The organism is Jonquetella anthropi DSM 22815 (assembly GCF_000237805.1).
Taxonomy (GTDB): Bacteria; Synergistota; Synergistia; order Synergistales; family Dethiosulfovibrionaceae; genus Jonquetella; species Jonquetella anthropi.
Map to the genome: position 1 here is coordinate 1,641,500 of NZ_CM001376.1, position 12,260 is coordinate 1,653,759.

The window sequence follows — 12,260 nt, forward strand, 5'->3', positions numbered from 1 at the left end:
CCCGAAAGACTTTTGTCTTTCGGGCTTTTTGTGCGCCGGTTCATTCCGCCGGAGAGAGTGGTATATTTTAATTGCGGCATGTTGGTTTTATCAGATGCCGTCACGCCTAATGCCATGGAAAGGCCGAAAGGAGCAGATACCGTGACCGAATTATTTGACCGTTTTTTTGCCCTGATGGAAACTCGGAGATCTCTTCGTGACTACTCTGGTCCGGCCGTGACAGAACAGGAAAAGGACGCCATTTTGCAGGCGGGACATTTAGCGCCGACTGCCGGCAACATGAGCCTGTACTCGGTCATCCAAATAGAAAATCAGGAGATAAAAAAAGAAATCGCCCAGCTGAACGAACAGCCATTCATCGCCTCCTCGTCGTTCGTCGTCCTGTACTTGGCTGACTGGCAGCGCTGGTATGACTTTTACGTTCACTCTCAAGCCGAGGGCATGTGCCGGGCCCACAATATCCCATGGCGGGTCCCGCAGGAGTCCGAACTGCTTCTAGCCGCCAGCGACGCGCTCATCGCGGCCCAAACCGCCGTCATTGCCGCCGAAAGTATGGGAATCGGCTCATGCTACTTTGGCACCGCCATCGAAGGCTGGGAACGGACCAGAGACCTGCTTCAGCTGCCGCCGTTGGCCTTCCCAGTCGTCCTGACGGCGTTCGGACACTGGCCGTCAAGCGCCCGTCCAGCTGCCCGACAGCGCCTGCCCCTTTCAATGGTTCGCCACGTAGACTCGTACCGCCGAATCTCCCCTGAAGAATTGGAGCTCATGGAGAACTCTGGCCGACGGTGGAGCATCACCGCCATCGGCGAGCCGGCCAAAAACGTGGGGCAAAAAATGTACCTCCGCAAAACCGGCGCGGCGTTCGCCGTCGAATCCGCCCGAGCCACAAAGGAAGCCATCGCCGCGTGGCTGTCCGGCACGTCAAAATAAAAAGCTTCCGGCCCTTCAAGGGACCGGAAGCGAACTCAAGCCTGCTGAACGAGACGGGCGTGGACCATAAAACTGAAGAACAGCTTCTGAAAAAACGGAATCGAGAACACCAGCGCCGGTAATAAGCCGCTCTGGGCGACTGTGAACTTGCCGTACTCCTGCGTCTTGAGCACCTGAATTGAAGGGAACAGCTCCGGCAGCTCACTTGCGCTCCGAACTCCCCACTCCATCGCCGCCTTTGAACGGCCGACCTCGCGCACAAGACGGCTTGAGCGGGCGGCGAAAAACGGCGACACCACGTCGAAAAGCGCTTCACCGCCTGAGACCTCAGCGGCGCGCTGGAAAAAGGCTCGAAGTTTCTCCACTGGAAGGTACATCACCAGCCCTTCCATGATGAACAGCGACGGACTGGAAAGGCCAAGCCGGTCGAACAGCTCCGGCGAGAACATGTCCATCCCAATCATCTGCCGGCGCGGGCCGTCTTGGAAAAAACGCCGACGCAGGTTGACGCAGTCCGGCAAGTCCACGTCGAACCACTGAACACGGCCGTCGTCCAACCGGTCGAAACGAGCGTCAAGCCCGGCCCCTAAATTCACGACCGACGCGCCCCGGTGAGAAGCCATAAAATTGGAGACTTGTCCGTCAAACCACAGAGTTCGGCGGACTGAGCCTTCAATCGTCCCCGGGTGCACACGAAAAGCCTTCCGCGTCACGCCCAGTTCGTTCACAATTCTGACCGCGTCAGGATCTCGGAGGCGCGGCGAGCCGCTTTCCGTCTCGACAGCACGGGCCACTAACGGGATAATGCAAGTCCTCGCTACCCCGCTGAGCAGATCTTCCATACCTGAGCCTCCTTTATCAAAGTTAGTTTTAGTTATATTATACTATACTTTCATATCACTCGTCAACAAACAAGCCGCCCTGTCTATCTGACAGGGCGGCTTGTTTCACGCTTTAAAAGTCGGGACGTCGCCAGCTGCGCCAAGGGGCGGCGCTGAGAGCAGCTTCCCAAAAAGAAAACGCGCCCGATGGACTCGGACGCGTTCAACGTGCTTACGGACGAGTTTTCTTTAACCCACCGCCTCGTCGACTATGAATAGAACCTCTTGAAACTGCTTAACTTCCTCGTTGTAACGATAGAAGAAGTTTTCTCTCTTAGTCTTGGCGTATGTAGCCAGCTTCTCCGTCGGGGTGCCGTTCTCGTCCAGCCTGTAGACGCTGAACACCATGCAGTCGCAGCCGTCGTACTGTTCGTCCTTTTCCCTCTGCCAGCCCAGCTCTTTCAAGCTTCCCAGGTCTTCATCGCATTGAGCGCCGTCAACGACTAAAAAAATTAACTGAAGATCCTGAACCGCCTCTACCTCTTCTTCGTTCCAAACCGTCTCCTTCGGAAGCGGGACGCTCTTCGGCGACCCATAAGCGGCAGGGGAAAGCGCCAACACGGCCGCTGTCAAAAGTGCTGTCAGTCTTCCTCGCAACGAACGCTCCTCCTTTTTGAACAGGTTATATTTACATCGTACCCAACGCTTTTATTATGCGAAGAGCTGACGCGAATTGTCAAGGATGGGATTATCAGTTAGTCAGTATTTATCAATTCATTTAATCTCTTTTTATGCCATTATATCTCGCTTCGCCCGACGTCCTACAGGTCTTTCTGCCCTCCAAGTCGATCATCTTCGCCGAAACGATCTGAGTCCCGAGAAGCATACCGTCTCTGTCATTGGCCGCCCAGCACGCGCCTGCCGCCGAATTTGGCGCGTCCTAGCCAGCCAGCGTCCTTCCAAACGGCCTCAAGCGCGTCACCTTGAGCTGCACAGCCGCACAGCACCGCGAACCGCCGTGCTGCTCCCTCTTGGGCGACGCAGCGGGGACGCAGAGAACTTTTGCGCCGACCTTGGCGGCTGATCGGGCTGAAGAGGGAAAACAAAACGTAACAGCCCAGGAGCGCGATTGCTGTCCCGTCAGCAGAAAAACCGGCGCGCTTCGCCGGGGAGAAAAAACTCCGCCCGGTCAACGCGCCGGAAAGGTGGACTTTATCGTACCGGCAGGCCGCGCCTCCCGATGAGCTGACCGCCAGAACTTAACTTCCCTGTCGCCGAGAACGGCACCGCTGACAAGACACAAATTTCCGCCAGTCTAACATGCATACCATCAATACGCTGGGACTCCGACGCGTACGCAGGCCCCACAGCCCCAATAAACGGCCGAGGAACGCCCTCAGACTGAGCCGCCATTCAACTTGAAGCTCATTTTCAACCGATCTTCCAGCGCCGCGCCATTTGTCCAAGGGGCAAACGCACCGTTCCATTCCGTTTCGTCTTCTTTTCCCACGAGAGTTCGCCTGCTCTTCACGCACCTAGAGGCCAGCTTTCGAGGCGGTGAAGTTTATGAGTTTATTCCGCGGCGCAAAAGTCGGCGAGTTTGACAGTGGACTTCACAATGGGCATAAAAAATGTCCACTATCCCCATGAAGGAGCATAAAATACGCGTATCAAGCGCAGGACGACGCAGTTTAATTTTTCAAAGTATCCTAGAGGCATTGAAAAAACTCCTTGGCTGAAAGGACGCGCGGCAAGGGGGGCGCATTGCGATCATTGATCCGACATCACGACGCGGCAGCAACGGTACCGCGCGATCAAAAGCCCCTCAAGGGACACAGACGAAGTAGCACGCCAAACGGGCATATAGCCAAATAAGTAACGACAAAACCGAGGCAGTCTTCGCGCCTCGGCTGATCAAACGGAGGAAGAATACAAATGAACAAATGCAAGGACACCGCAATCTATCCAGCGATTTTTTCGTACGCCGACGACGGCATCACGATCACGTTTCCGGACCTGCCCGGCTGTATCTCCAGTGCCCACAGCGATGACGAGGCGCTTTATATGGCTCGCGACGCGCTAGGCTGCTGGCTTGCCGCCAATGAGACCTCGGGAAATAGCCTTCCGGCACCTTCTGCGCCCCAAAACATTAAGTGCAGTAAGAACCAAGCTGTATTCATCATCGACGTTTGGCTGCCACTCTACCGAGAAGAACGCCTTTCTGGAAGCGTCAAGAAAAACGTCACAATACCAATTTGGCTGAACGCAGCCGCAGAGAAAGCAGGGCTCAACTTTTCTAAAATTCTGCAGGCGGGGCTAAAAGCCTCGCTCAGAATACAATAAGGCTTTATTCGCGCGCCCGTGCAGGGCGCGACTTGAGCCGCCAGAGGGCAGCAAGCAAGCCACAGCATTTCAATTCACGCGCCCGTACAAGTTCGTCATGTGCTTTTAATTGTTCTCTTTGTGACGTCCCCTTTCGACTCCGCCCCATCTGAGTCGGAGGACGTCCTTTTCTTTTCCGAATCAGTCTTTTACCCCAAATAGAACGGCGGCCTGCCCACCGTGCGAGCAAGCCGCCTGAGAAGGACGCTTTACTTGTTTTCTTCGAGCCAACGGCAAGCGAGCCCGGCCATTCCGGCTACTCCCATGTAAAGCACCGCGTCGTCCACGGTGTACTTGGGGTGGTGCTGGGGGTACGCCATGTCGTGTTCTGGGTCTCCGGTGCCGAGGAACATGAAGCAGCCGGGGATTAACGCCTGATACTCGCTGAAGTCCTCTGCCGCCATGTCGGGACCGCCGTCAATCACGTGGTCTTCGCCGAACATAGCCGACAGCTCCTGGCGCACAAACTCGGCGCCCTTTGCGTCGTTCACCGTCGGACGGAGCATCCAGTGATAGGTGAAGTCGGCCGTGCACCGGTACGCCGCGCAGATGTCCTTGGCCATTTCTCCCATTCGCTGGGCCAAATTCTCTCGGACTTTCTGGTTGAACGTCCGAGTGGTTCCCTGCATGTACGCGGTCGAGGGGATGATGTTAAACAGAGTGCCGGCGGATATGTTGGCCACCGTTAGCACAGCGGCGTCCAGCGGCGCGGTTTCCCGGCTGACGAGAGCCTGCCAGCTCTGAACGAGCGCGCAGGCCGCCACAACCGGGTCGATGGAAAGCTGAGGCGCTGATCCGTGTCCGCCCTTACCGGTAATGGTCACTTCAAACTTATCGGCAGACGCCATAAAGGCTCCGGGCCGGACGCTGATCAATCCGCGCCGGATCGGTGACCAAATGTGCTGGCCAATGATAAAGTCAACGCCTTCGAGCGCTCCGGCGGCGATGATCGCTTTTGCTCCGGCGCCAATCTCCTCGGCGGGCTGGAAAATAAAGCGAATCTTGCCTTTGTACTCCTCTTTGTGCTCGGCGATGAGCTTTGCCGCGCCAAGCGCCATGGCGATGTGGCTGTCGTGGCCGCAGGCGTGCATGTACCCCACGTTGACCGATTTCCAGGGCACCTGAAGCTCTTCGGTCACCTTGAGGGCGTCAATATCAGCCCGCAGGGCGATCCGCTTGCCCGGCACGTCTTCGTTCAAGTCGGCAATGACGCCTAAATCCGGGTGGCCCTCACAGCCGACGCGCACTTTGTAGCCCAGTTCCCGCATGATTTTAGCGATCTCTGCGGTTGTTTCCTTTTCGCCCATCGACGGTTCCGGATGCTGGTGGAAATAGTGCCTCCACTCTGCTACCTGTTTTTCGATCTCTTTCGCGCGATTTTTCATCAGGTCGTACATTCTATCAGCCTCCTGCCTGAATTTTTACGCTGACAACTGCACTCCCCGAGTACTCTTGTGCTCTGGGACGAACTTCTCAGCTCCTACATGCCAGCCGGGTGCAGCAGCGTGACGCAGACGCCGGCCATGATGACCGAGCCGATCGTCACAGTGATAAATCCGCCGATGATCATCGGCGACAGCATCTGATTCATCAAGAACGAGAACTCTTCCTTGTCCTTCGCCAGCCCCTTGCTCGCTTCTTCCGTCAGGATGTAGTTGGGCGGGAAGCCGTACAGAGCCGTCAGGGTCAGAGCCATGGACAGAGGCACCGACCGCCCAAGGATTTTGCCCATGATCGCGGAGAACAGCATGAGGCCGCAAACGCCGATGACGACGATGACAAACACCGGCCATACCAGCATCAGCAGGTCGTGAGGCGTGGATTCCTTGAGCATGCACATGACAAGGCACATGACGATGGCCATAACCAGCCCGAGGGACGAGGACTTCTCCAGAGTCTTGCGCTCGATCAGTCCGACTTCAGCGGCCAGCGCGCCGAAGATGAGCGTGATGACCAACGGGTGAATGGCGTAGCTTCCCCACGCCGGGTTTATCGCAATCAATCCGGCCTTGATCCAAGCAGCCACGTTGAACGATACCCAGCCGACAAGGCCCAGTCCGGCCAGATGAGTGAAGCTCGTCTGATACTTCTCCGGCAGAGGCGGAATCAGGCGCTTGCGGGCAGCGCCCGGCGCAGAAACGTCTTCAACCGGGCAGTTATAAGCCTTCACGTCGCCAGCCTTCCGCGCGTTCAGCAGGCGAGTTCCTTCCCACTTCAGGCACAGGGCCGTCAGAGGATACCCGACAAAGCTCTGGACGACAAAGATGGCCGGAGGCAAAAGGGCCAGAACGCCCAAGTTCATCGCCTTTGCGGCCTCACCCATCATGATCGTGGACACCAAGGCACCGGCCAATGACGGCGTGCCAAGGACGACAGCATTCCAGCCCAAGATCGGCTTAGCGAGGACGAACAGCGCAACCGAAAGGCCAACCAGCCCCGCGACGGCAATGACAACTGTCTTCCACTGCTGTCCCAATTCCTTCAGGCTCATCATGGAACCCATGTGGCCGATGATCAAGAACATCGCCAGCGTCCACATGTTCGTCCCAAACCCCGCAATGTCCATGACGTTGCGAGGCAGCCAACCGGTCCAGAACCCGATGACGAACAGCGACGCGGAAATGAAGACCGACGGAACCCACGCTTTCGTCTTCGCAGACACGGCGTCCCCAATAGACAGCATGAACATCATAATGAAGAACGCAAAGATAAAACTCACCCAGCACACCTCCCTCGTTTTCCCCCAATAAGTTAAATTACTAGGGACTATCAGTTTATCACGGGAAATAACGGCCAGTCAAAGAAACGAGAGCCTGTCAGGAATCCTTTTTTGAGGTGAGCGGGGCGATTTTCGTCCATTATTTGAGTGTAAATTAATTGCTTTTTACTGACTATATTTTCCGGCTTTGAGACGTCCCAAACTCCCCCAGACGCTCCCCGAATACCTTTATAATCGTGATACTCTCTTAGTTTTTTTTGACACGCCTATCCCAGAATGCTATAGTCATAGGTGCGAAAAGAGTGGTGCACTCTTGCTTCGCGGAGAGTCTGGCCTTTTGGCCAAATTTTAAAGGAGGGTCTTTTGTCATGGAAACGAAAAAGGCAGTGGCGGGAATCACAGTGGCGGCTCTTTTGAGCTTTGCTGGCGCGGCGATGGCGCACGAGCTGTTCCTCAAGCCGGAAGTGTTCGCAGCAAAAGGCGACAGCGACGTCAAGGTCTCTATCATCTCCACGCACCGGTTCATGATCTCGGAGGAAGTTGAAGAGGCAGACACCATGAAGCTTGGCGTTCTGGGAACCTCCGGCGACACGTTCGGCGACGTGAAGGCTGACGAAGCTAATCAGTGCTTGGTCTCTACCCTGCACGTGAAATCGGACGCTCCGGCTGTCCTCACGCTGGAGCGGGCTGGCGAGCTTTACTCCATCACCAACAAGGGCGGCAAGCCGGGCAGCCGAAAAGAGCTCGAAGCTCAGGGGCTGAAAGTTAAATCCTCCACGCTTTACTGCAAGTTTGTCAAGGCCATGTTCAACGCCAAGAGCGGCGATGAGACGTGGAAAGAGCTGGCCAATCAGGACCTCGAGATCGTCCCGCTCAGCAACCCGGCCGATCTGAAAGTCGGCGACGAGCTGGCCGTCAAGATCCTGCACCACGGTTCCCCCGAGTCGACGAACGTCTGGGCTTCCTACGACGGATTCGCTCCTGATTGGGAGAATACATACGCGTACTACACCGAGTGCGACACTGAGGGCGTCGCTCACATCCGCATTACCCATCCGGGCTACTGGTTCGTGCGGACCATGTCAACCGAAAAGGGCGTTGATGGCGAGTACGACTCCAAGAATATCCGTTCTGTTTTCTGCTTTGAGGTCAAGTAACCTCCATGAAATTTCTTTCTGCCGCAGCAGTCGCCCTGTGCCTCAGCGCCGGGGCGACCGCCGCTTTAGCGCACGGCGTCGGGGTCAGGGTATCGAGCGACAAGCCGGTTGCTCTGGAGTTCTACTACTCCACTGGAGAAACCATGTCGTACGCAGAGACGCAGGTTTTCTCGCCCGCCGATCCCAAAACTCCATATCAGGAAGGTAGCACCGACGATATGGGCCATTTTGCGTTTGTCCCCAACGCTGACGGAGACTGGAAAGTCGTCGTCTCGCAGGAAGGCCATCGCGCCGAAGGTCACGTAAACGTGAAGATGAGCGAGCTGAACAGCGGAGCGGCCAGCGCCGCGCCGGCGCCCCAGGTTTCGGGCAGTTCCATGCCTTCGGGAGCCGAATTGGCACGGAACGCCGTGCTGGGCGTCAGCCTGCTGTTCAACATTGGCGTTGCCGTCGTCTTGATCCGTCGGCGTCGGAAGGCGGCCTAACAGATGCACATCTCTGACGGGGTTTTGTCTCCTGCGGCGCTCACGACTGGTTGGGTTATTGCTGCCGCCGGCACCGCCGTCGGCCTGAAAAAAATCAACCCGGACAAGATTATCCGGGTGTCGCTGATGGGATCAGCGTTCTTCCTCGCCTCTCTCGTCAACGTGAAGGTGGGGCCCAGCTGCACACACTTGTCCCTTTTAGCCCCTATCGGACTCGTTCTGGGATGGAGCTGCTTCCCTGCCATGATGGTCGCCCTGCTTCTTCAGGCGCTGTTATTCCAATTTGGCGGGCTGCTCTCCATCGGCCCGAACACGGTTGACGTGGGAGTGCCGGCCTTCTTGGCGTGGCTGGTTTTCTCCCGGCTCATTCTTAACAGCACTGGCATTAAAGCCATGGTCTGGTCGTTTTTAGCCGGCGCTCTGGCAGTCCTTCTCTGCGCCACGTTTGTCGGGTGTTTCCTCATGCTGACGGACACCGGCATGATTGGTTCTGCCAAGGCCGTTTTTATCGCCCACCTGCCTCTGGCGGCTATTGAGGGCATTATTACCGCGTTCTTTACAGCGTTCCTTAAACGCTCGGCTCCAGACCTTCTGCTTAACAGCCAAAGCAGATGAGTCTCGACGCCTTGCGCAGCGACTCGGCCGTCGTCTCGCCGTTTGACGGGATTGACGGTCGAGTTCGCTTCTGCTGTGGGATTTTAACAGCCCTGAGCCTTGCGGCGCTGAAAAGTTGGCCAGCTCTGGCGGTCGGCGTTTCCCTGCCTTTCGTACTCGTTCTTTTTTACGGCATTCAGCGATACTGGCCAACCGCCTGGCGAATGCTGATCGTCGGGGCGATCACAACCCTGCTGATCGGGCTCACATGGACCGGCGGTTCCCCTCGCGTCGCCGTCGTGTTCTCCCCCGAAGGGACGATGATGGGCTTCAAAATAGCCGCACGGCTACTGCTCATCTCCGCCTGCCTCGTGCCGCTCGTCACCGCCATGGGTGTCGCAGGAATCGAAGCGGCTATGGCCGGACTCGGCGTCGCCGAGAAATTTCGCATTCTCCTTCTGCTTATGCTTCGTTACTCGCTGATGATGGCTCAGACAACCTCTGACAAAATGCGCGCGCTGCACCTTCGAGGGCCGGAAGCGCCTCTGCTGGTCCGCCTGAACGGGCACGCTTGTTCGCTGGGGAGCTCCCTCGTCGGATGTTCGGATCGCGGCGAGCGCTCATGGCAGGCGCTCCAGTGCCGCGGCGGTCTGGCAGGTTTTAACAGAGCGCGTCGTCATAAAATCGGCGCTAAAGAGTACGGCCTTATCGCCGTCAGCGCCGTTTGGACTGCTGTTGTCTGGGGGGTTGAGCTATGGCTTTGCTGAAAGTTAATAATCTACATTACACCTATCCGGATGGAACCCAGGCGCTTCGCGGCCTCTCCTTCTCCCTCGATCAGGGCGACCGGCTCGCCGTTGTCGGAGCGAACGGCTGTGGAAAATCCACCATGTTGGCGCATCTGTCCGGGTGCCTCGTTCCTCCGCCCGGCACGCTGTACCTTCACGACCAAGAAATCACCGAGAAGAATTTGAAGGACCTGCGCCGCGCCGCCGGACTTATCTTTCAGGACCCGGACGACCAGCTGTTCATGCCGACAGTGCTGGAAGACGTCGGGTTCGGGCTCATCGCGCGGCAGGTTCCGCGAGAAGAAGCGGACCGACTTTCCCTTGAAGCGCTGAAAAAACTCAGCGCCGAAAGCTTGGCCAATCGCCCGCCGCACCGGCTGTCCGGCGGAGAAAAGCGCGCCGTCGCGTTGGCCGGCATTTTGGTCATGGAGCCTGAGCTCCTTCTCCTCGACGAACCGTCCACAGCATTGGACCCCAGAGCGCGCCGCCGGGTCATTAACCTGCTCTCCCAGTTGAAGCGCCCCTTTATCTTGACAACTCACGACTTGGACATGGCGCTTGACCTGTGCAACCGAGTTGCCGTGCTCAGCGCCGGACAGGTCGTCGCCATGGGAGGGCCGGAAATCCTTCAGGACGGCCCAGCGCTGGAACGTTGGGGACTTGAACTGCCCCTGAGCCTGTCTTCTTCCCGATAGCAAAACAATAAACGCAGCCCGCCGCTTACTTGCGGCGGGCTGCGTCGTTATTTTAACGGTATGTTGGCTTTTGTTTCACGTGAAACAGGGGCTTCCCCTTCTGAAAAACAGCCGGCCTATTGGGCTTCGCTCCCTTAGCTGAATGTTACACGCACCCAAAATTCCCCCACAGCCTCTGAGCCTTCCCGATGGCGCATTCAGCTTATTTGGGATAACACATAAGAAAATACTTTTGACCCAATGGAGAAAACCGTTTTACAGCGACACGGACGCCCTTGAGCTAGAAAAAAACCGCTCCCCAAGGGGGACAAAGAAGCGACGAAGCAAACCCCGCATTGGAGCGCAAAAGTCGTCCCGCTCAAAGCACAAAACGGATAGGCCCAGCTGAGGGCAGCACCGAGCCATTGAGCAGACATTTATTGCGGCGCTCTGGCACAAAGCACAGGGGAAAGCCCGCGCCGACCGGCGACTGGGCTAAGTTTGCAAAAACGCCGCCGGTTGAGCAAGCCGGGCGAACGACCGAACACTGTCATAGCCTGATCGCAATGAAGCCACCGGCGCGATGAATCGTCTCAGACTACGCCCCTTCGGTCGGGGAAACCGAAAGACCCGCTTCTCTTAAAGTTCCCTCGGGCCATTCTAATTTACGTCCCGTCTAACGCTAAAAATGAATGGCGTCTCTTCTTAAAATGAACTCTATGTGCTTATACGCCCAAGAGGGCAAGACCAACCGAGCTAATGACGTCGTACCACCACGATGGTTTCAATTCATATGCCCGCCAAGACGTGGCCGGCTGAGCACCGTTTAAGCGTTATGGCGCGTCAGTTTCAATTCACGCGCCCGTGAGGTTCAGTCACGTCTTAGGACCTAACAGCACCGAGAGAGCTTCTCCGCTTGCAGGTGAATACAACGGGCGCTTGGTCGAACGCCTCCGCGTAACAGGTCGAATCATCAGTATTTAACGTATTATCAGCACCTTCTTGGCACGAAAAAGGCCACCGTCCTGATTCAGGACTGATGGCCCGTAGAAACCTTTTACTTTCTCGAAGGCAAGAAGGCGGTGTTCGTTCACGGTTACTAAGCCAAGAAACTCAATTCATGCGCGCAGTGACACGGCAGAACTATAACTACCATCCTCTAACCTCCACTAGATAAACAGCAAGAAATCCTGCACAGAGGGCCTCCACCAAAAACAGAAAAAGACGCCAGCCTTCGAGTTTCCCATAAAAGTCACGCCCGCACTGACTCATGTTAAATATATCACCATATGTATAGTCAATATCCCGTTCGTGCACTCTCATGGGCAACATCTCCTTTGACTATATTGTATCACCGTCACGTTCAACGGCTCACCCTCTGCCCGTCAGGGCAAACGTGTTCAGAAGCCTTCGCAGTTACGAGGGCAATAAAGCCAGCCCTAGATTTGCATCGAGCGGGAATAACTTTTCGACGTCCGCGCTGACCAAGACGATAAAACGTCGCTGACTCAGGCTTTATGCTGTATTGAACGTTTCGGCTCCATCTTTTTCTCTCTATCAAGACCGTTCTATTGGTGAATTTTCATGCAGCGCGTAATCTTGTCGCCTTCGCCAAGAGAACGCATCAATTTCTCCAACAAAGGCCCTTTCAGCACCAAACTCTGTCCCGCTGAACGAGAAATTCAGCCGAACGTCCGAGGCTCATAT

Annotated in this window: 11 protein-coding genes; 7 read left to right on the plus strand and 4 right to left on the minus strand. The window is 56.3% G+C overall.

Features of this window, described 5'->3' with window-relative positions; all coding sequences use genetic code 11:
* The first annotated feature begins 141 nt into the window (after window positions 1–141).
* The gene (locus JONANDRAFT_RS07705) at window positions 142–933 is read left to right on the plus strand and encodes a nitroreductase family protein (RefSeq protein WP_008523457.1); all 792 of its coding nucleotides are present in this window, start codon (window positions 142–144) and stop codon (window positions 931–933) included.
* A 35-nt stretch (window positions 934–968) separates the two neighbouring features.
* On the opposite strand, the gene JONANDRAFT_RS07710 is transcribed toward JONANDRAFT_RS07705, so the two are convergent.
* A complete protein-coding gene (locus tag JONANDRAFT_RS07710) occupies window positions 969–1,775 on the minus strand; it encodes a class I SAM-dependent methyltransferase (protein WP_008523458.1) in 807 nt (268 codons plus the stop codon).
* A 228-nt stretch (window positions 1,776–2,003) separates the two neighbouring features.
* A complete protein-coding gene (locus JONANDRAFT_RS07715) occupies window positions 2,004–2,411 on the minus strand; it encodes a hypothetical protein (protein WP_008523459.1) in 408 nt (135 codons plus the stop codon).
* Between the two features lie 1,278 nt (window positions 2,412–3,689).
* Between JONANDRAFT_RS07715 and JONANDRAFT_RS07720 the strand changes: the two genes are divergently transcribed.
* Window positions 3,690–4,097 carry a type II toxin-antitoxin system HicB family antitoxin gene (locus tag JONANDRAFT_RS07720; RefSeq protein ID WP_008519796.1) on the plus strand — a complete coding sequence of 136 codons (408 nt, stop codon included), beginning with the start codon at window positions 3,690–3,692 and terminating at the stop codon, window positions 4,095–4,097.
* Between the two features lie 248 nt (window positions 4,098–4,345).
* Here JONANDRAFT_RS07720 and JONANDRAFT_RS07725 read toward each other — a convergent pair whose 3' ends face one another.
* Window positions 4,346–5,533 carry a M20 metallopeptidase family protein gene (locus JONANDRAFT_RS07725; RefSeq protein ID WP_008519798.1) on the minus strand — a complete coding sequence of 396 codons (1,188 nt, stop codon included), beginning with the start codon at window positions 5,531–5,533 and terminating at the stop codon, window positions 4,346–4,348.
* 83 nt (window positions 5,534–5,616) lie between these two features.
* Window positions 5,617–6,855 carry a hypothetical protein gene (locus JONANDRAFT_RS07730; RefSeq protein ID WP_008519799.1) on the minus strand — a complete coding sequence of 413 codons (1,239 nt, stop codon included), beginning with the start codon at window positions 6,853–6,855 and terminating at the stop codon, window positions 5,617–5,619.
* A gap of 368 nt (window positions 6,856–7,223) precedes the next feature.
* Between JONANDRAFT_RS07730 and JONANDRAFT_RS07735 the strand changes: the two genes are divergently transcribed.
* From JONANDRAFT_RS07735 to JONANDRAFT_RS07755, 5 genes are read left to right on the plus strand one after another with little or no spacing between them, the layout of a single operon-like run.
* On the plus strand, window positions 7,224–8,012 hold the full coding sequence (locus tag JONANDRAFT_RS07735) for a DUF4198 domain-containing protein (RefSeq protein ID WP_008519802.1): 789 nt from the start codon (window positions 7,224–7,226) through the stop codon (window positions 8,010–8,012).
* A gap of 5 nt (window positions 8,013–8,017) precedes the next feature.
* A complete protein-coding gene (locus JONANDRAFT_RS07740) occupies window positions 8,018–8,497 on the plus strand; it encodes a hypothetical protein (RefSeq protein ID WP_008519803.1) in 480 nt (159 codons plus the stop codon).
* 3 nt (window positions 8,498–8,500) lie between these two features.
* Window positions 8,501–9,112, plus strand: a complete 612-nt coding sequence (gene cbiM / locus JONANDRAFT_RS07745; RefSeq protein ID WP_008519805.1) for a cobalt transporter CbiM — start codon at window positions 8,501–8,503, stop codon at window positions 9,110–9,112.
* Window positions 9,109–9,858, plus strand: coding sequence for an energy-coupling factor transporter transmembrane component T (locus JONANDRAFT_RS07750; RefSeq protein ID WP_008519807.1), 750 nt, complete (start codon window positions 9,109–9,111; stop codon window positions 9,856–9,858). The genes cbiM and JONANDRAFT_RS07750 overlap by 4 nt, the downstream gene beginning before the upstream one ends.
* Complete coding sequence (locus JONANDRAFT_RS07755; protein WP_008519809.1) at window positions 9,846–10,574, plus strand: energy-coupling factor ABC transporter ATP-binding protein; 729 nt, start codon at window positions 9,846–9,848, stop codon at window positions 10,572–10,574. The genes JONANDRAFT_RS07750 and JONANDRAFT_RS07755 overlap by 13 nt, the downstream gene beginning before the upstream one ends.
* Window positions 10,575–12,260: the final 1,686 nt, after the last annotated feature.